17 protein-coding genes and 2 pseudogenes are annotated in these 20,556 nt (G+C 46.2%); 2 read left to right on the top strand and 17 right to left on the bottom strand.

The genetic code is table 11. The annotated features are described in order from the left end of the window. Positions 1-102: 102 nt before the first annotated feature. From ACXHJ2_RS10470 to ACXHJ2_RS10445, 6 genes are all read right to left on the bottom strand, one after another. On the bottom strand, positions 103-2,376 hold the full coding sequence (locus ACXHJ2_RS10470; RefSeq protein WP_040103700.1) for a GH32 C-terminal domain-containing protein: 2,274 nt from the start codon (positions 2,374-2,376) through the stop codon (positions 103-105). Continuing rightward, complete coding sequence (locus ACXHJ2_RS10465) at positions 2,373-4,841, bottom strand: PfkB family carbohydrate kinase (RefSeq protein WP_165083955.1); 2,469 nt, start codon at positions 4,839-4,841, stop codon at positions 2,373-2,375. Before ACXHJ2_RS10465 ends, ACXHJ2_RS10470 begins: the two co-directional genes overlap by 4 nt. Positions 4,842-4,866: 25 nt before the next feature. Further along, positions 4,867-6,492 (bottom strand): ABC transporter substrate-binding protein, encoded by a 1,626-nt coding sequence (locus tag ACXHJ2_RS10460; RefSeq protein ID WP_058830802.1) that lies wholly within the window; start codon positions 6,490-6,492, stop codon positions 4,867-4,869. A gap of 124 nt (positions 6,493-6,616) precedes the next feature. Beyond that, on the bottom strand, positions 6,617-7,513 hold the full coding sequence (locus ACXHJ2_RS10455) for a carbohydrate ABC transporter permease (RefSeq protein WP_058830803.1): 897 nt from the start codon (positions 7,511-7,513) through the stop codon (positions 6,617-6,619). 13 nt (positions 7,514-7,526) lie between these two features. Further along, positions 7,527-8,480 (bottom strand): ABC transporter permease, encoded by a 954-nt coding sequence (locus tag ACXHJ2_RS10450; RefSeq protein ID WP_238791134.1) that lies wholly within the window; start codon positions 8,478-8,480, stop codon positions 7,527-7,529. A gap of 308 nt (positions 8,481-8,788) precedes the next feature. Then, positions 8,789-9,757 carry a LacI family DNA-binding transcriptional regulator gene (locus ACXHJ2_RS10445; RefSeq protein WP_013371291.1) on the bottom strand — a complete coding sequence of 323 codons (969 nt, stop codon included), beginning with the start codon at positions 9,755-9,757 and terminating at the stop codon, positions 8,789-8,791. Between the two features lie 132 nt (positions 9,758-9,889). On the opposite strand from ACXHJ2_RS10445, the gene ACXHJ2_RS10440 reads away from it, so the two are divergent. Then, positions 9,890-10,315: a site-specific integrase gene (locus ACXHJ2_RS10440; RefSeq protein WP_058830804.1), complete on the top strand. Its 426-nt coding sequence runs from the start codon at positions 9,890-9,892 to the stop codon at positions 10,313-10,315. Positions 10,316-10,435: 120 nt separating this feature from the next. After that, complete coding sequence (locus ACXHJ2_RS10435) at positions 10,436-10,558, top strand: hypothetical protein (protein ID WP_235329985.1); 123 nt, start codon at positions 10,436-10,438, stop codon at positions 10,556-10,558. On the opposite strand, the pseudogene ACXHJ2_RS10430 reads toward ACXHJ2_RS10435, so the two are convergent. The 11 genes and pseudogenes from ACXHJ2_RS10430 to ACXHJ2_RS10380 form a co-directional block, all read right to left on the bottom strand. Beyond that, positions 10,517-10,851 (bottom strand): annotated as a pseudogene (locus ACXHJ2_RS10430) (BlaI/MecI/CopY family transcriptional regulator). The gene ACXHJ2_RS10435 and the pseudogene ACXHJ2_RS10430 overlap by 42 nt on opposite strands. A gap of 332 nt (positions 10,852-11,183) precedes the next feature. Next, positions 11,184-12,050 carry a class A beta-lactamase gene (bla, locus tag ACXHJ2_RS10425; RefSeq protein WP_058830893.1) on the bottom strand — a complete coding sequence of 289 codons (867 nt, stop codon included), beginning with the start codon at positions 12,048-12,050 and terminating at the stop codon, positions 11,184-11,186. 387 nt (positions 12,051-12,437) lie between these two features. Next, positions 12,438-12,608, bottom strand: a pseudogene (locus tag ACXHJ2_RS10420) (serine hydrolase domain-containing protein); the annotation flags it as partial. Positions 12,609-13,143: 535 nt separating this feature from the next. Then, positions 13,144-14,331, bottom strand: a complete 1,188-nt coding sequence (locus ACXHJ2_RS10415) for an MFS transporter (protein ID WP_238791136.1) — start codon at positions 14,329-14,331, stop codon at positions 13,144-13,146. A 35-nt stretch (positions 14,332-14,366) separates the two neighbouring features. Continuing rightward, on the bottom strand, positions 14,367-15,500 hold the full coding sequence (locus tag ACXHJ2_RS10410; protein WP_165083959.1) for an MGDG synthase family glycosyltransferase: 1,134 nt from the start codon (positions 15,498-15,500) through the stop codon (positions 14,367-14,369). A 22-nt stretch (positions 15,501-15,522) separates the two neighbouring features. Further along, a complete protein-coding gene (locus tag ACXHJ2_RS10405; RefSeq protein WP_013371300.1) occupies positions 15,523-16,224 on the bottom strand; it encodes a polysaccharide deacetylase family protein in 702 nt (233 codons plus the stop codon). 30 nt (positions 16,225-16,254) lie between these two features. Continuing rightward, complete coding sequence (locus ACXHJ2_RS10400) at positions 16,255-17,421, bottom strand: MGDG synthase family glycosyltransferase (protein WP_165083961.1); 1,167 nt, start codon at positions 17,419-17,421, stop codon at positions 16,255-16,257. Between the two features lie 24 nt (positions 17,422-17,445). Next, positions 17,446-17,967 (bottom strand): phosphatase PAP2 family protein, encoded by a 522-nt coding sequence (locus ACXHJ2_RS10395; protein WP_025675937.1) that lies wholly within the window; start codon positions 17,965-17,967, stop codon positions 17,446-17,448. Beyond that, positions 17,945-18,583 carry a YqaA family protein gene (locus tag ACXHJ2_RS10390; RefSeq protein WP_238791135.1) on the bottom strand — a complete coding sequence of 213 codons (639 nt, stop codon included), beginning with the start codon at positions 18,581-18,583 and terminating at the stop codon, positions 17,945-17,947. Before ACXHJ2_RS10390 ends, ACXHJ2_RS10395 begins: the two co-directional genes overlap by 23 nt. Positions 18,584-18,725: 142 nt before the next feature. Beyond that, the gene (locus tag ACXHJ2_RS10385) at positions 18,726-19,355 is read right to left on the bottom strand and encodes a YkoP family protein (protein ID WP_025675939.1); all 630 of its coding nucleotides are present in this window, start codon (positions 19,353-19,355) and stop codon (positions 18,726-18,728) included. Between the two features lie 832 nt (positions 19,356-20,187). Next, the gene (locus ACXHJ2_RS10380; protein WP_013371305.1) at positions 20,188-20,421 is read right to left on the bottom strand and encodes a hypothetical protein; all 234 of its coding nucleotides are present in this window, start codon (positions 20,419-20,421) and stop codon (positions 20,188-20,190) included. Positions 20,422-20,556: the final 135 nt, after the last annotated feature.

Below are 20,556 nucleotides of genomic sequence, written 5' to 3'. Positions count from 1 at the left end.
TGAAGAAGGGGAATATGAATGAAACGTTTCCAAACGGAGGAATGCAAAGTTTCTTGATCATTTGTGCATACCCCATTCGTAAGGAGCGCCTAATCAACCGTCTTACCAAATGGACTGCATATCCCATATATCCAAGGATTTAACAAACGGTTCTCCATCTCCCCAAATCTCGAGTCCCAAAGCATCCATACGGCTCGGATATACCCGGGTTGTCAGGCTTTTCAATCCGTTTGCATAGACTTCGACCATGGAGCGATCCAAATAAATGTGGAGCTTCAGATTTTCCCCAAGTAGCTCCAACTTCCCACCTTGGACCCCTCCGCACTTTTCTCCCGGGTGCAGCGTCGTTTTCGACCGGTCGACCAAGAGCATCGCTTGATTCCAATCATAATACAGCAGAGTTTCTTCCTCTCCGTCTGGTGTACAACGGACCTTGATTCCGAATTTTTTGGCGCTGCCGGGCTCTAATTCCAATTGAATCTCAAGCATGTCACCATGAACATTCCTAAGCTGTACATTAGTTTCAGCCAATGACTGGTCCCGAAGTGATAGCCGCTTGGGGCCACGCAGCGATTGAAGCTCCTGAATCGGCTCTATTCCCAGACGTCCGTCATCCCTCAAATACACGCTTAACGGCAAGCCTCCGTTATGAGCCCAACCCGACTTATATTCTATCTCGGACGTCCGGTCGCCTTGGGCTATCGTAAAGACGATATTTCTACCGGTCTTCGGATCAACCATTCCGCTCGGTCCGGTAAAATGGAAATCCCCGACATCAATCAATTGAGGCTCTTCTTGATCGGGGATGAACGAAAGATTTTGCTTGTCAAGTTGTCCGATCCAATAGAACACCTCAACATCCGCTCCCTTCCCCACAGGGCTGACAAGCAGTAGATGTTTGTTCACCCCCTGCTTGTCCCTGCCAAGGGGAAGAAGCACAGGGAGCTCCCAGATGGGTCCAAGGTAAGGAAACTTCTGAATATCCGCTTTAAAAAACGGTCCTTTATACGTCCAGTTCAGCATATCCTGTGACGCAAATGCTAGTGCTGCTCCACCTTCAATTCCGGACCCGACCAGAGCATACCAGCCGTCGTCGTCCTTCCATACGAATGGATCTCGGAAATCCCCAAATGCGCCCATTCCCTTCTTCTGCACGATCAACGGCTCTGGATGTTTGACCCACTGAACCAGATCCGGGTTTCCGTCAAGGGTATAAGTGCTTCGGGCAAGCGCTACGCTCTGATTCGGAGAAGCGCTGTCATTACCTGCCGTAAAGAACAAGACAGGAAGTCCGTCAGCATCATAGGTTGCGCTTCCCGACCAGATCCCGTCCGGTGCGAGCTGATCCTTTTCGGGCGCCAGAGCCACGGGTAGATCACGCCAATGCACCAAATCCTGACTTACCCAATGCCCCCAATGGATCTGATGAAAGAACGGTCCCTGCGGATTATGCTGATAGAACAAATGATATTGCCCGTCAAAATAGATCGGTGCATGGGGTTCGTTCATCCAATGGGCCGGTGGGCTAACATGATATTGCGGTCTGTGCCGATCAAGTAGCAGTGGCGTCCGGTCTAGCTTGATCTCGTCATAGTTTAATTGTGGCTGGATACCTTCATGAAAGGTGTCCAGCACATGACGATAAGAAGCGGCCACTTCTTCCGCGCTCAGCGCCCGATTATAAATCTTGAGTTCATCAATGATACCGCTAAACATGTGCAGGCTGAACACTTCCGCCAGCAGGCTGCTATGGTTATTCTTTCCAATCAGAAGATCCGTGTCCGCCGCCTCAGCCAGACGGGAACCACGAGGCACGGCAGCTGAAGCGATTTCACTGCCGTTTAAATACAGCTTGATTTCCCCTTGGTTCCCATCGAACACAGCATTCACGTATGACCATTCATTCTTGGGCAGTTCATGGCCGTCCGGCGACCAAAGTTCCTTCCAGTCTCCTCCTTCCAGCCCGACTTGGAAGGACCAGGAACCGTGACGGAACATGCCGAGCAGATAACCCTGCTTGCGATCCAGGTTGTAGCGGTTCACGATGGCGGACAATTTGCCATCATCCCCCCATTCATAGGAGTGTGGGGCTACCCATACTCCTATGCTTAACGCTGATCGATTCTCTGGCTCGGTGTTCTGATTTCCCTCATCGAACGAATGCGCAATGTAAGTCGAATAACCATCGAACAGAAGCCCATTTCCACTTACCCCCTGTCTCCATCGTGGAGGGCAAGGTTGAGTAAACTCCGCTTGGTTAAATACGTACTGGATATTATCCTGGACTTGGGATACGCTCTCCAGAGCGCTTGTACCGGTTCCTTCATTGAAAGCCCAATACATGATCAATCCCCGATTATCGGTTGCATGACTCATACTTCAATCCTCCTTGATGTCTGCTGCGTTGGACCATTGGGAATATGAATGGAGTTAAGAGCATGCATATAAAACGAGTTCACTACAACTTCCCCTGATTTCGCACTTATCTCAATACGATCCATCGGAGCATCAGGGAATATTTGATCCGTCAGTGCAACCAAGCCCTCATTCGCGTACACTTCAACCGCGTTGCGATCCAGCCAGATATGCAGCTTGATCTTCCCATTCTCCGAAACCATTCTAGCACCGTGCTTGCACGCAAACGATGGATGGAAATCAGTCAGGCCCGATTTCGAGCGGTCGATGAATAGCCATTGGCGCACAGGGTCATAACCGATAATAGTCTCACTTTGCCCAGAGGACTTCATTTTAATATGAACCTCGTCTTCGGAACGAATGTCGATATCCGCTTCAATTTCAAGCAGAACATCATTCGTTTTTTGCGTAAACGGCACCTCTGGCGTAACCTTAACCTCATTCCAGCAGAGCGTTCCTTTCCGCAGTTGCTCTATTTCCCGAACAGGCATTTGGGTCAGAACTACGTCCTCGTCTCGGCTGGTCAATGACAAGACGCGAGGCAGAGTCATTGTGCCTCTCCAGGCCCCGGTAGGCGTTTGGTTAGCATATTTCCAGTTGCTCATCCATCCGATGATCACACGCCGTCCGTCCTGCTCAGCTATATCCGACCAGGTGACCCCCGCATAATTGTCCCGGCCATAATCCAGCCACAGGATATGATCGGCCGGATGGTCATTGATGAACGTATTTCCGTCGAACTCTCCGATAAAGTATTGCGTGCGTGAGCCTTCCGGACAGTTGGGATTATCTCCGATGCTTATGATAAGTACCCATTTGGAATGTCCGCTGTCATCAACCGGCAATTCAAAGAGATCAGGGCATTCCCAAACTCCGTCATGCGAGCCTTCACTCTTTCCGAATTCGCCTGACAACGACCATTCACGCAAATTGTCGGAACGATAAAACCGAACGTGGTCTCCCGCGACAAGAGCCATAATCCATGATTCACTTGGCGAATGCCAGAACACCTTGGGGTCCCGGAAGTCGACCAGATCATGCTCGTCGAGTATTGGGTTCCCCTCATATTTGTGCCAAGTCCGGCCTTTATCGCTGCTATAAGCCAGGCTTTGCCGCTGGCGAGGTTGTCCGGTCTCCGGACAGCTGTCTGCATGAGTGAAGAGTGCGATCAATCCATGGGAACCATCGAACAGTCCGCTGCTATTATTCCAGTCAACCACACAGCAACCAGAGAAAATAGCGCCATGCTCATCCGGGAACAGAGCGATAGGCATATGCTCCCAATGAACCAGGTCTTGGCTTACAGCATGACCCCAGTGCATTGATCCCCATTGGTTACTATAAGGATGGTGCTGATAAAACAGATGATAGACTCCTTCGTAATAGACTAATCCGTTGGGATCATTCAACCAATGGGAGTGAGGTGAAAAATGAAAACCCGGCCTAAATCTATCATCATCGTGCTGTTTATTTGTCTCGATTATCTGGGTAATTTCATCTGTCGTCGGCATAGATTGAAGAGCCCCTTTCCGTGTGGTTACTAATGCACCGCCGGCATTAGCAAAAGTTAGCATACCGATGATTTGCTGTTTGGTCAGCTGATTCAAAGAAATACCGGCTTTCAGTATCTTATATAACAAGCAGCCCAGAAAAGCGTCGCCGGCTCCTGTCGTATCAGTGACCTCTACTTGAAAACCCGGCACATATCCGTCATGACCAGCTAATCGGTAATAGCAGCCTTTTTCCGCTAAAGTTACGAAGATCCCGGCGATGCCGAATTGCTGTTGCAACTCTAGCGAGCCTTTTTCCACATCAGTTGTACCCGCTATAAAGTGGAGCTCATCTTCTGATATTTTCAGGATGTCGGCATACTTCATGCCCCAAAGGATATTCTGTTTCACTTCCTCTTTACTCTCCCATAAAGCAAACCGGATATTTGGATCGAATGAAAGCAGGACTCCTGCCTCTTTAGCCTTCACAACTGCCGCTCTTGTTGCCGTACGGGCCGGCTCATGGGTCATCGACAAAGAACCAAAGTGCAGTGCATGGCAGTTTTCAATCCTATCGAACGGGACATCCTGCGTGCGCAAGTATGTATCCGCTCCTGGTTTCCGGTAGAAGCTGAACGATCGGTCTCCGTTGTCATCCAGATGAACAAATGCCAGCGTTGTATTAGCTTCATTTGTAAACGTAAACGCAGACACGTCGATGCCGCCGTTCATCAAGGTATCGTGCAGCAAGGAACCGAATTGATCATCCCCTACTTTGCTAATCAATGTCGCTCTAGCTCCTAAACGGGATAGAGCAGCTGCTACGTTAGCCGGAGCCCCTCCAGGATTGCATTCAAACTGCTCGTTGCCTCCCGCTGTACGATCTGATGGCGTAAAGTCTATCAATACTTCCCCAATGGTTATTACATCAAGCACAGTTTTCTCCCCACCTATCGTTTGATTATTTATTTTTTAAATTTGCATTATATCGGTCCAACCCTTTTTGATAGATCTCCATTAATTCGTTTAGCCCCATCTTCTCGAGTGTCTTCATATAGCTGTCCCACTTTTCATCTACCTCGCCATCGACGATGAACTTGCCTCTTTGGGTATTTACATATTTAATAAGTTCTGGCTCGATCCGATTGATTTTATCTAGTTCGTCCGGTTCAAAGAAGATGCTCGGATAGTTTTCCTTTTTCATATATGGAGTGTAATATTTCTCCAAATACTCAGCACGCTTCTGAGCTCGGGGTTCCATATCAACAACTTTTCCGAAGTCATCGAAAGTAATGACGCCCGGATTTCCTGTGCCAGGAGCCACTTTTTGACGGAATTCACCTGCGGAGACTCCTTGGGGAAGCGGCAGGTTCACCAATTTTCCTTTTTCGTCCTTCTTGAATACGACATCCAACGGACCCCAGTGAATTTGAGCCGCCATGTAAGGGTCATACTGTTGATCGATCCAACGCATCGTCATTGCCGGATAACGGTTCTCTTTTGTAATCACGAAGCTACCTCGTCCCGGACCGCCGCCGTTGTTGCGACCAATCATTTGATCTCCATTTGGGCCTTTAAGCGGGGGCAGCAGAGCATAATCCTTACTACGCTCCGGTCCGACAACTTCTTCAACTTCCCACCAAACGTAGGAGCCGAGCGTTTCATCTGGTGTTTTGCCTTTTGCTAAATACTGAGCGGCATCCTGGGTGAACGATTCAGGGTCAATCAACCCCTGCTTATACCAGTTATCATGGATATATTTTAATGCTTCCTTATATTGAGGTTGCGAAGCGGTAAAGATTACTTTACCTTCGCGGACGATCCGATGTTCCAAATTATCCGGAATACCGAAAGCACCGAATATGCCAGCAATGTCACTACACCACTGCATGTGCATAAAGCTTAATGGGATTTCATCAGCCTTGCCATTGCCGTTCGGGTCCTTCGTTTTAAAGGCAATCAAAGCCTGCGTGTATTCGTCCAGCGTTTGAGGTACTTTTAAACCCAGTTTATCGAGCCAATTTTTATTGATGACGTGAAAGAAGGGGTTGGTATCGAGCTTATTCTCTTCCCACGACGGCAGCCCATAGATGTGACCGTCTGGTGCTGTGATGGCTAGTTTAATGTCAGGCCGACGATCAAGAAGCGCTTTCAAATTAGGCGCATATTGATCAATTAAATTCTCCAGCGGAATAATGGTTCCGTCTTTACCGTAATTGATTAGCTCGTAATCTGTGAATCCGGCTCCGTAAAAGGCATCTGGCAAATCTCCGCTGGCCAACAACAAATTTTTCTTTTCTGCAAAGTCAGTGTCCGGAATGTTTTCCCAATCAATTTTTACGTTTGTTTGGTTTTCCAGCCGCTTAAATATTTCCATTTTCGAGTAATCTGGCGCTAAAGCAGCTTTTGGGGATACCATCTTTAATGTCACCGCTTCTTTAACAATCGGAAGACCGGTTTTATTAAAATTTGCATCCTGATCCGGATTCACCGTCTGATTTTTTGACTCGCCACCGCCACCCGAACATCCGCTAAGAGCAAACACTCCAGCCAGCATTAGAATTCCAGCCCTTTTGAATAATTTCATCGTACATAACCTCCTTATGTCAGTCCACAAGCTGAGAACTTCCCTTGTCCTTGTTATTTACTTGTCTGAATGCTGAATTTAGGTATTCTGTTGCACATTCCCCCTTTCAGGCACCCTGGCAATGTTAGCCTTTGATCGAGCCGATCATCACGCCTTTTACAAAGTATTTTTGGAGGAAAGGATACAAAATCAGCAACGGTAGGCTGGATACCATGATGACACCATATTTGATAAGCTCTGTAACGCGCATCTTTGCTGCGTAGGATTCCACATCGATCATCATGCTCGAGTTGGCCTGATTCTGGACAAGAATGTTGCGAAGGACCAGTTGTAATGGATACTTGCTTTCATCGTTTAAGTAAATCAAAGCGTCAAAGAAACCATTCCAGAACCCGACAACATGATACAGTACCATTACGGCTATAACGGACTTAGACAAAGGCAATACAATGCTCCAAAAAAATCTGGTATTGGTACAACCATCAATGGAAGCGGCCTCCCACATTTCATCCGGGATGGTCGACTGAAAAAAAGTCCTTACGATAATGACATTAAACACACCTCCCGCTCCAGGAATAACAAGTGCCCAGATCGTATTCAGCATATGAAGATCTTTGATCAGCAAATAGGTTGGGATCAACCCCCCACTAAAAAACATGGAGATCAGTAAAAACCACATTATCACCGGCTTTCCAGCCAGTCCTTTACGGGCTAACGGGTAAGCTGCACATACGGTCACGGCAACTCCGATTAAGGTTCCTAGACTCGCATATAAAATCGAATTGGCATATCCAATCCATATAGATGAATCGCTGAATATTCGCCCGTATCCATCCAGCGTAAAACCCTTTGGAAAGAACGATACTTCACCTGAGTAGATGAGATTGGGGTCACTGAGTGAAGCAATCAATACAAAATACAGCGGGAATAATACAAGCAACATAACTATGGTCAGCATGACGTAGTTGATGATGTCAAACCATAAGTCTCCTTTACTTTTTCTCTTTAATAATTGATTCATAATGATCTCCCCCTTACCACAGGCTGGTTTCCGTCAATTTTTTTGCGATCCGGTTGACGGTGACTATCAGGATAATATTTACAACTGAATTAAACAGGCCAATTGCTGTAGAAAAGCTGTATTGTGCTTTTTGGATCCCAATTTCATAAACGTAGGTCGGAATAATATTGGAGGTGGCATAATTCAAATCGTTCTGCATAAGGAAAGCCTTTTCAAAACCGATGCCCATAATGTTGCCGAGTGCGAGAATCAATAAGATGACGATCGTCGGCAAAATGCTTGGAATATCCACATGCATTACGCGCTTCCATTTGCTTGCTCCATCCATGATCGCCGCTTCATGCAATTCCGGATTGACCCCTGCCAGAGCTGCAAGGTAAATGATGGTAGCAAAACCTGTCTCTTGCCAAACCCCTGATAATATATACAAAGGACGGAACCACCCTTCGTCGGCCAAAAACATAATGGGGTCCCCTTCAAACCAAGTGATGATGTGATTCACAATTCCGCTGTTTGGAGACAGAAAAACATTAAGCATACCGACGAGCACTACGGTAGAAATAAAGTGTGGTGCATAAATTACAGTTTGTACAATTTTCTTGTATCTCTTGGCCAGCATCTGATTGAGCATAATTGCTATAATAATCGGAGCTGGGAAGCTAAATACAAGCGATAGAACACTGAGTGTAAGCGTATTAGTCATGATCGTCCAGAAGTTATAGGAATCGAAAAAATCAATAAAGTGCTTAAAGCCTACCCACTCGCTTCCCCAGATTCCCCGACTTGGTGAAAAATCCTTAAAAGCAATTTGTATTCCATACATCGGATAGTACTTAAATACGAGATAAATAATAATGATTGGCAGCAAAAACAAATACAGTTCATAATCGCGTTTGATCTGGTTCCATATTTTGCGATTTGGCTTAATCGTGGAGTGATCTAATTCGCTAATTTTTGTATTCACCATTACATTCCCTTTCTTGACATAGGATATTTTCATTTTTGAAACGTTTCCAATTTGATATAAAAAAACGTCAATCGGCAGAGCCATACATGAACCACCGATTGAATTCGAGTTTTTCTAAAATCAAAAACAATCTTGTCTAAAAAAACGGGAAGACGATGCATTTGTTGATCCAAACTTATTCCTTTGATCTTTTAACAAAGTAGTTTCATCTCCAAATGAAACGTTTCCAATTTATTATAAAAAAATGACGAGTTTATAGATTCAAACAGAGATCCAACTGAAATGAGCTAATATCTTTACATTTAAGATCATGTAGTTTCGCCTTGCCTGAAGATAACGGGGAGACGATACACTTGCTGATCTAAAGTTATACCATCCATCTTTTGATACAGCAGTCTGATTGTCATACGTGCCATTTCCTCCACTGGCTGCCTGATTGTGGACAATATCGGATGAAAATAAGGATGATTCTGAATCCCGTCGTAACCGATGACCTTTACATCCTCTGGAACGCGAATACCCTGCCTGCCTACTCTTTCTATATATTTGGCGGCTAACATATCGGTAATAGCGAAAATGCCGTCCACATCCTGATACTTATGTAGAAATTCGCTAAAATAGGCATCGTCGTTCACAATAGGGTCTGGTTTCTCGTATACAACATAGTCGACACCTAATTTTTTCGCCTCATCAATGAAACCTTTTCTTCGATTCATGGTTTCACTAAATACGGAAGTTACACTTCCTATAAAAGCCGGCCTCTGGGCTCCCGCTTTAATAAGTTCCCTTAAAGCCATACTCCCTCCCTTATAATTATCCGAGGTCACACAGGTAATTTTTTTGCTAAAGTGTCTGTCAATACTTACAATCGGAATGTCATTGCTTATGCTATTCTCAATATCATTGTAGGTAATGCCGACAATTCCAGCCACTTTATTTTGCCGTAGCATATCCAGATAATACAGTTCCTTTTCGGGCTTGCCACCGCTATTACATAGCATGAGCTTAAAGCCTTCCCTATCCAACTCATCCTCAATGTAATAAGCCAGTTCAGAAAAAAAAGGATTCCAGATACTTGGAAGTAGCAAGGCTACCATCTTGGATTTCCTCATCTTAAAATTTCGAGCGACTTCATTAGGGATATAATTCAATTCTTGTATAGCTTTTTCCACCTTATGGCGTGTATCTGGTTTTACAGAGCCCGAGTTGTTAATAACACGGGAAACAGTTCCCACAGCTACGCCAGCCAGGTTAGCGACATCTTTAATACTTGGCATTTAGCCCCCCCTCTCTCTTATGAAAATTATAATAACACGAAGTTGGAAACGTTTCAATAATCTTTGAAACGCTTTTTTTTTACTTTTTTTCCTAGCCCATGTAGCTAAATCAAGTGTAATCCGGTCAGAAAGATGATAAGCCAGCTTCCTGATCTTTCTCCTTCTTCACTACTCGAATACATATATGATTATGAAACCTTCTTTAACTATCTTCTGGCTGAAGGACTTACTCCTGCTGGCCCTATTAGTCAAATTCCGTTAGAAACTCTTGAGAAGCTTTCATTGAATTCAATTCTCGGATATAGATTTCATCTTCTCACCAAAGCAGGAAACTCAAGAACGACAGTATCAAGAAAGCTATCATCGCTTCGAACTTTATTTAATTACTTGAATCAAAAAGCTGAGGACGAAAACTTCAATCCTTTACTAATTGGAAATGTGATGGCGAAAGTTGATATTCGCAAAAAGAAGAAATCTAAGTATACAGCAGCTAGCATCCTAGCTGGGAAATTGCTTCGAGATAATGAGATTACTGAATTTGTGGAATATATAAATTAAAGGATACGAAAAAGACATTGCCGGCAGAAATAGAGCCCTTTTATCATATAAATTTAATCGAGTACGTGATGCTTGTATAGAAGTTTAATCCTTAATTCAGGAATACGCGTTTCTGAAACTGTGAATCTTGATGTAGATGATATTGATCTTATGAACAAATCTGTCTATGTTTATCGAAAAGGTGCAGATGACCAGACTAAGTCACAAGTTCATTTCCGTGAGGAGGCAATTCCGTGTGCGTAGTTCATGAATATCTTCTTTGGATACATGCTCATGCTCCAAAAAATTCAGCACCATGGAATTCAGTGCCCCATTGTAAAAACGATCGAGAAAGGATTTGCTTTCATACTTGATATATTCATCTTCTTTGATCAAGGGCGTATATACAAAAACTCTGCTCTCTTTCTTATAGGTCAGCGTATTTTTCTTTACCAGCCCAGGGTTTGAATCGTCTTTGGACTCCATTTGCTCGTCTGGGTAAGTTTTTCAATGACTTCGTTGGTGTTGATCGGCGTATGACTCCAGATAATTTTCATTACTTCGAATTCGGCTTCTCATATTTGCAGCAATTCTTTCATCGTAGGAACCTCCAATCGCTGTTGACCCCAAATTTCTCAATTATATTTTTAGCGGATGAAATTCAGGATCAAATGCGAACGCTTCGATTTATCGGAATTGCTTCATTCTCTCCGCTGCTGCATGCATAACCCCAACTTCAAACCAATCAAAAGAATACTCTAATCCAGAGGAATTCTTGCGATTCCCTGTTTGGCAAACAGGTCGAGAACAGGAGCATGTTTCCCCTTGTCTCGACCTTTTGTGCTTGGTTTAAATAGCCCTATCGACTTACCCAACAGCTCTGCTACGCTTACTCCAGAGCCTTAAATGCCGCCTTGGCTGCCCCAGCGATTAGGGCATTGTTATACTCTGCATCTTTGGTATCACGGCTGGACATTACAGCAATAATGATCGGCTCCCTGTCCGGAGGCCATACGATGGCAACATCGTTGCGTGTGCCATAGCTTCCTGCGCCTGTCTTGTCACCAACTACCCAGCCCTCTGGCACAGCCGCCCGAATTAGTTCGTCACCGGTAGTATTTTCCTTTAACCAGCCGATAAGCAGTTCTTGTTTGTCATTAGGCATGGAATCGTCAATCGTCAGCAATTTTAAGCTGTTGGCAAGGGCGTTGGGTGTACTCGTATCACGGTGGTCCCCAGGAATCGCTTCGTTCAACTCTGTCTCATAACGGTTGGCCATAACCACAGTGTCACCGTTGTCTCTCATTGCTTTTTCGAACCCTTCGGGCCCGCCGAGCGCCTTTAGCAGCAAATTTCCTGCCGTATTGTCGCTATAACGAATCGCCGCATCACTGATTTCCTTGAGATTCATCCCGGTATCTACATGCTGTTCCGTAATCGGTGAATACGTGACCAGATCATCCTTGGCAAACTTAATGACTTTGCCCAGTTCATCGTTAGACTTCTGCTGCAGGACCGCGCCTGCTGCCAGTGCCTTGTAAGTGGATGCATAGGCAAAACGTTCATCGGCCCGATAGGCAACCTCTTTCCCTGTTCCCGTATCAATAACATATACGCCCAGCCGCGCGTCAAACTTGACTTCAAGCTGTTTAAAAACCACATTCGCTGCGTTTGAGTTTGGTGGCTCCTTTTCAGTCGGCGGAGTTGAAGCCCCCTGTTTTGTACAGCCAACGAGCAGCACAAGAAAGAGTGTCATCGCAAATAAAGCTATTCTATTTGTATTTAATACGTATTTTTTCAAGATTTTAGCCTTCTTTCCCTAAAAATATATCGTCTGTTTGAACCCCTGCCAGCAGGTTATACCCGATGTCCTCCTCTCTTCTCATTTCCACATGTATTACAAATGTAATATTTCAGTTATTATATTTGTGGTTTTTAAAAGTTAAGTTACAGAATTTTGATAGTAGAGCTCACCGACCGAATATAAAATACGCCGTCGTTATGTCCCTAGTACATCTTATCTATTTTGAAATCGTTTTCTTCTGAATGCTTACATATGTGCCTCGATTGCATAAAACGACGGTTAATTATAGCAGAAACCGACATTCGCCCTCAAATAAAGGGCGCGATGTCGGCTTTAAACTTAACGGCCAAACTCCTTATCGATTATTTTATTGTGAGCCGGCTCCACTTCCGGGGCTACCGAGTTGATGCACGTTACCAAAATACGCTGCCCGCCTAAAGATCCGAAGGCTCTTGATTCAAATCCGAAAGTACCGCCGGTATGTCCCCAGAATGATTGCCCGTCAGAAGTGCTACTCCTTTTCGAATGGTGAATGATTTCTTAACGCAATCACTCCTATTATTTTAGAATGTTGTTCTGCTTTACCCCCTCACCTTACCTCCGATATTGTTAAATCGAACAGTGATAAAACCGCCAAACTTTTGATGACATCGTACTTGGACCTGTCACATATACCGCATGACAAACTGTCAACTGTCTTATATGACATGCTTGCTAAGATAAGGATCTCTAGTACAAAAGGTGTTAGGACAACAACCTTTACCGATAGGCAAAGAAACATGCCCAGAATGAGTTGTTGTTCTAACTGTGTTATTTGATAGAGCTAATACAATTTAGTTAGTAAGGATAAACTAGTGTACTTTCTTTTTTGATTGCAATCGTAGGAGTCCTGCTTGAGAAAAGCCAGCAGCCCATGAAGCACATCTTTAGAGGCTAAGAAACCGATATAGGTCAAGGTGTTGTTGCTCGGCGGAATGGGGAGCGCGATGAAGTTAGCTGCAAGCCGATGAGCAAGACCAGGTATCCATATTCGTGAAACAATTGTTCAACTAACCCGATCAAGTCCATGAGCATTCTCCCTCTTGTGCTGCAATGTCCCGCGAGCCGAAACAAGCTTGTTTTGCGGCAAAATTAAATAAAAAAGTGCAAGAACAGCCAGTAAAGCAGCGCTGATGCTAATGGCAGTTTCATTCGTATACTGGCTGGCTATCCATCCCCCGATGACCGGACCAATCATAATACCGAGCCCTTCAATCCCTGAGAGTACTCCCCACCCGGTCCCCTTCTGATCCTCCGGAACAAGGTACGACAGCACCGCATTCCAGGCCGGAAGCACGGCTGAGTAAGACAATCCCAGCATAAAGGCAAACAGCATCGTTAATGCAGGCGGCGGCATGGATACGATTAACAGAGCCAATATGACCGTAAGCGATACGAAACCGGCGAACAGCATCTGCTTGTGCCCCCATCGATCGGCCAGCTTCCCCATCGGGACCAGAAACAGCATCGCACCGGCCCCGCCGAATATGAGCATTATCGAATATTGCGGCTGGCTCAGACCGAGATGGTCAGCGGCAAAACCGGGCAGTATCGGCAGCAGCAGTCCCGCGGCGGTCATCTGCAGGACCATGCCTGGCAGCAGCCATTTCAGCTGAACGAGTCTTCTTCGCAGTCCTGTCGCTTGTTCGGCAAAGCTGACGTTCTGGAGGTGCAAGGGGGTTGTTCTGTTAATCCCGAACGATGCAATGCAGCCGACGGCGAGCAGCGCAGCCATCAGCCGGAAGGCAGGTACGAAGCCATAATCGAAGGTGAGATTGATTGTGATCGGCCCCAGACCGATGCAGGCCAGCCACACGGTGTATATCGCCCCAATCTGGGCTGCCCGCTCCGTCAGCCGGATTTTCTCCAGACAAATGAGCCATATAGGCGACGCCCCCATCCCAAGCATCACGGAACCGGCAACGAGCCCCCAGGCATATGGACTAACGAACACAGCGGCTAGTCCGGACAGCATCAGGACGAAAGTGGCGGGCAGCAGCCAGCGCAGCGAAAACCTGTCCAGCAAATATCCAGCCACACATTTAATCAGCGTATCGGCTGTATAATGAAGCGAGACGGCAAGACCGACCAAAGCAACGGTTTGCCCCGATTCGTTGACGGCAAAGTTCGGCAGGAACGAGAACAAGAAAGCGCTTCGGACAAACTCTGTGCAAAAAAGCACTGTGAACAGCATCAGAGTAGAAAGCTTGAACGCGCTCCTCCCGCTCATCATATTCCACCCCTTCTTAAGGGGCTTGCCTCAGGAAACAAATGCCGAACAATATGGTCCGCAGACGTTTTCTGCCTTGCTGCGAGCAGCCCGTTCATCATTGACTGCTTGATCGGCTCAGAGGAGATCATCGCTCGTATCTGCAACACCAGATCATGAATCGTAAAGGCCACGGCTGCCGCTCCTTTGCGCTGCAAATACAAGGCATTTTCCTTCTCCTGCCCCAGAAACGGATTTAGGATGAAAATCGGAACCCCGGCCTGAATCGCCTCGGATAGTGTAACGCCTCCCGCTTTCGTGATGACGCAGCAGGCACTGCTCATCAAAACATGCAATTGATAGGTGAAGCCGAATACATCCACTCTTGCATCATCCGCCCAGCTCTCCGCAAGTCTCCGTCTCCATCTTTTCTGCCGGCCACAAATCACTTGAATGCGGACGCCTGACAAGAGTAGCAGCTTCCCGATGAGCCTCGATAGCGATTGTAATGTGCCGCAGACGTTGGCCATAAGCAGAATCACATGCTCATCTGCCTCTTTAACGGAGCTGGAACCGATCATTGCCGCATCATAAAATGACTCCCTGACCGGAATTCCGGTCACGGTAATACGACTCTCGGGGACGCCCTGCCTGACCATGGCCTCTTTCACGTCGCTGGCAGGGACAAAATAGTGATCCGGCATGGCGAACAGCCATCTTCGGTGAACGTCAAAGTCTGTTATGACAACAGCAGTCCGGGGACGGATCGCAGATAATGCCTCGCTGCTTGGCAAGCTGCCGAATGGGAATGTATAAATGATGACTTCCGGCTGGTACTGGAAGATGATTTTCTTGAGCCTGTCGCCGCCAAGACTGTTCATCCAGGCCGCAATCTTTCCCTTCATGGGAAGCCGGTTGGTCAGATGGTAGATCCATCCGTAATAGGGAATGCCTAGGCTGTCTGCATGCGGGCTTTGCCGGTATAGAAAGCGGATTATTTTGTTCAGCACAGGATAAGCTTCCCGGAACAAGTCGACAACCGCCACCTGGCTATAACCATTGCGAATCAAGCTTTGCTGCAACACCTTGGACACCTGATGATGACCTTCTCCGTAATCGGCCGTTAAAATTAAAATTTGTGGTTCCTGTCCCACTATTGTCACCTCATTTCACTTGTCAAGCCATTTCATCCAGACGAACGAATTGCAAGTTGCGTCCCTGTAATTGATGTAGTACTTCCTCCAGAGCCTGAAGCATAAAATATGGCGCGTGACGGTCCGCTCCCGGCGTATCTCCGCTGTCATGCAGTAAAATAACAGATCCGTCCGTAATTCCGTTCAGCAGCGTTGCCTTCAGCTTCTTGCGGCAGCTCCTGCTGCGCCAATCCCCCGCCTTCAAGGACCAGAGTACGATGCGGTACGATTTGGGATGAAAGAAATCGAAAGCGTTCATGAGCCCCCATGGCGGACGATAGTGATTCGGCCTTTTTCCAATTATAGATTCAATAATATCTGCGGTCCGTTTCATATGATCACGCCGCACCGTCCAGGGAAGCATCAGCCAATTGGAGGTGTGAGCGTAATTGTGGATTCCAATCTGATGACCTTCACGATCCATTCTTCTGATTAGATCCGGGTGCAGTTCCGCCTGCGAGCCAAGCACGAAGAATGTGGCCTTCACTTGATAATCCTGCAATAAATCCAATAATTCCGGTGTATACCTCGGATGCGGCCCATCGTCGAATGTGAACGCTACCTGGTTCTTGGTCGTTCCCTTACGAAAGGCTCCCAATCTGACTATTCTTGGCAGGAAACTGGGAATTAGCATATACAGACTGATGAAGCCTATGAGCCCAATCAACAAATATTTAACAAGCAACGTCTTTATCCCCCTTAGTGAAAATTAAGCTTAAGCATATTGCTGCAAGGAGCAAACCCATTTTTCTTCCTGGGTATCGCTCTGCATGCTCAGAATTTGCATGACCGCATGTCTGGCGGAATCCTGCTGTCTGCACAGCCCTGCATTCTCCCTCATTTCTTCCAATAGGGAAGGCTGTTGAACCAGCCGCTGAAGCTGATCCTCCAAATTGTCAATCTGACATAGATACGCTACTCCCGCTTGAATCAAATAACTAGCATTATCCTTTTCCTGCCCCATTCGTGGCTCCAGCAGCAGCATGGGAAGCTGAAGCGCCAGCGCTTCGGAGGTCGTCAGTCCGCCTGGCTTGGTAACCAATACGTCTGCGGACGCCATCCATTCATGGATTCCCTCCAGGAAGCCTGTCAGCATGACGTTATCCCTGTCTCCCAGCGCTTCATGCAAACGGTTCAGCAACTTCACATTGCGTCCGCATACGATCACAAATTGTACGTTAGGGGGAAAAGAGTCAGATTGCATTTGCTCGATGAAGGATTTATCGATAATCCCACAGCCACCGCCCATCACCAGCACGACAAAGGCGTCAAGAGGCAAGTCCAGCTTCTCGCGCAGCCGGTCTTTATTGTCGGTCTGACTGTAGGATGGGCGAACAGGGATGCCCGTTACAGCAATTTTGTGGTCAGCAACGCCTTTTCTCTGCAGAGCTGCACGCACACCTTCGGAGCCGACCAGATACAGATCCGTAAACGGATGTATCCAATAGCTGTGATCGGAATGGTCGGTAATGACTGTTGCCGCAGGCAGATCCGTCATCCCTTTTTCCTTAAGCAAGGAAATGGCGGCTGATGCCAGCGGGAACGTACTGACAATCAACGTCGGCTGTTCCTCATTCAGAAGTTTGAGCAGCCGCTGTAGGCTGGTTGTGAGAAAATGCTTCAGGAAGAAAGTAAGTGTACTGTCCGTCCGGGTCTTCTGATACATATATCCGTATGAGGAGGGAAAATGCTTCACCCATTGCAGGAAGCAATACCGTTCAACCACATGCATGCGGGGATGGATCCATTGCATAAAGTCGACCACCTCTACTCCCTGTTTGTACAACACCGATGCCTCCAAAATCGCCTTGGCCGCCTGCATATGTCCATCCCCGAGCGCGCCGGACAAAATCAGCAGCTTTTCCCGTTTTATGCTATTCATCAACAATCGTCTCCTTCGTGAAATTTAACTATGTATGAACAAAATAACCAGCACCGCCGTTAGGAATCCGACCATCCCACCAGCCACACAATCGATTGGATAGTGATAGCCCCAATAAACCCGGGATATGGCCACCAATAAGGCCAGACCAATCAAGACAAGCATAATTGCCGGCGATGAGGCCAACATAAAAGGTGTAACCAGGGCGAAAATAGCGGTTGTATGGCCGGATGGGAAGGAATAATCCTTCAACGGGAATTTGCCTACCTTTACCTGCTCCAGCTTGCGGAAAGGCCGATCTCTACGCACCTTTCTCTTGATCAGAACAGCAACGATATGGCTAACGGCCAGTGCGATCAAGCTTTGCAGCCCGATTCTGCTGAACTCCCCCTCGGCGAACCATGCCAAGGACACTGCGCAAATGATGGTAAATAAAGCTCCGCCCAAATGGGTAATCCATCCGAACAATCGGTCCAGGGCCCGACTACTCAGCCGATGGTTGCACCAGAAGAACATCGTTTGATCAATTCGCCTTATCCACTGCATCCTTCTTTCCGCCTCCATTCCCTGTTTTTTTCATATATTGATGTTCACCCCTTATCTTCCTCCGCTCAGACAGCTTCCGTATTAAGAACCATATTGCCGCAATCGCTATACCAACGCCCACCAGCATAATCGTGAGAACTTGGTTCACCATATTCTCTGCCGCGCGGCCATATATATAGAAGAGAAAACCGACTACATAAAACTTCACCGCCCGGCCAATGGCCGCATAGCTGAGCAGCTTCCATAACGTATAATTCATGCATCCGGATAAAATCGTAAATATTTTAAACGGAATCGGAGTGAACGATCCGATCAGGATTGCGGCCTCGCCACGGCGGGCAAATAAGTCGCTTGCCGAATCCAGCCATTTTTTCTTCATTACACTGCCTAAAACATGCTTTCCCGACAGCTTGCCGATCCCATAACCGATCGGTGTCCCAAGCAGGCTTCCGGCAAAGCCAACCGTAGCGAGCCATAAAGCCGACTCCGGTTGCACCGCGCTTAAAGAAAGCTGCAGGAAGAACGCCGGGATAGGGAAGATAATCGCATCGAGCATAGCGTGAATAAAAAGTCCCGTCGCTCCGAAGTTCTGTAAAAATTCCATAATTTCATCCATGAATGCCTTCCCGCCTTTGTTACAGAGCATGATGAAAAATAGGTTACCTCTTTGGTGGTATGGGTTTCCAGTCGCTGTGTTTCAACTCCATACCGCCCTCCAGGAACTTACCCACCACGCTCCTAGTTTCTTTTGTTTTTAATTAATTGGATCTTGATTTGGGTAGACATAACTCCTTTGAAACGGACTGTCTCTTCATCGTCATAAATCGGTTCCTCAGCGAGCTGCGGGAGTGAATCAGCATCATCGGTATCAATTGTTCGGTCTTGCGGCCAATCCGCTTCTTGCCTTCAGGGTGCATGACGGATAACAACAATCGTAGATAAGCCGTTGTAATGCATTGGAACAGATCGGATTTCATAGGTTGTTGTTCGAAACCAAGACCATGTATCAAACCACGATGAAGCAGCGTAATGGCGACTAACGCCTTCACCTCTCTGAACTCCGGCTGACTTGCGAATGCCTCGCTGATCTGCTGCATGGATTTCCGTGTAAGCCGGGCCGTCATGAGCGCCGCGCGGTCTGAGTCTTCGGATTTGATCAGCATCAGAATCTTTTCATTATTGAGATGGAGTTCCCCGACCAGATCGCCTCTATCGATGATGGTGGAGTCCGCACAGACGATGCTCTCCCCTCGGTGTTTCTTAATCATGACTTTGCAAATTCCAAAGTGCGATGTATGCGATCCGCGAAAGCGTGAAATCCAATCGAACCCTCTTTCCCACACCATCCAGACTGCCTGCATTGAAGATTTGCGTAAACGAAGCAACATTGATCCAACCATCCTTCATTTTTATTTTAATCGACAAATTCCATTGAAATTGTCAAACTTATCTCTGTTAACTTTATGATAGAGTATTTAACCAAGAGAACATACGGGCTGAAGTACTGGCAGGGCCGGATACATCCGGTTGCCTACTGTATATGATTAAGTATGAAAAACAAATCTTAATTAAACGTAAAGAAACTCTTAAAAAAAAGTTAATTTTTGTATCGGGTTGGGGGTCCGTCACACAATTTGATCCACATCGCTGCTCGCTCAAGTTTTTATATATAAGTGCGACCAAAAATAGTAAGCCAATAAGAAACACTTAAACTTTGATGAGGTAAGTATCAGAGTGGCAAATAGGTCGGAATGGTATTGAAAATCTGCCATATTTCACTCCTTTTCGAATGGTGAATGATTTCATAACCCAATCGCTTCATTATTTTAGAATGTTGTTCTGCTTTACCCCCTCACCTTACCTCAGATATTGTTAAAGCGAACAGTGATAAAACCGCCAAGCTTTGATGACATCGTACTTGGGCCTGTCACATATACCGCATGACAAACTGTCAACTGTCTTATATGACTAGGTCTGAATCATTCGAAAATTGATTTGCAAAAAAATATAAGAAGGTGTGCGCAATTCGTGTTCTCGATAATGAGAAAAAGGTTCTGATTATAATAATGGAATTTATTCACTCACTTTCTAAGGAAATTCTGCCCGTTAAAAAAGGAGCCGATCACGTTGACCAGCTCCTTTTTTTTATTAAGTTAGCGTTTGCCGTTATAGTTTAATGGATTACATTTGTCGCCTTAATGGAACCTGCCACTTATTCCATTAATCTCCCTTCACTTCATTATCATTCGGAATTAATTCATACAATGTACGAACATCACAACCGATGGAATCGGCGATCGATATGGCAATTTTGAGAGGCATCACTCTCTTGTTTTCAATAAAGTCGTAAACTCGTTCCGGTTTAAAAAGCAAGTCTTTTGCCAGCCATTCTGCTGACTTTCCAGATTCCATCAATCGTTCACTCAGTAAGCAACGTCCTAGTTCAAATTTCAAGAAGCGATGACCTCCCGCATAAGATAATATTTAACCTAAGCGTCGTCCATTGCCAGCATGAATATACTTCATAAAGGGAACCATAACGATGAAGTTTCTCATGCGTCGGCCCAATTTGTTGGGTGAGCTCCTTCC

It is taken from the genome of Paenibacillus sp. ALE3 (assembly GCF_054113405.1).
Note: the sequence above shows the minus strand (reverse complement) of the source record. Positions and strands in the feature narration are given on the sequence as shown.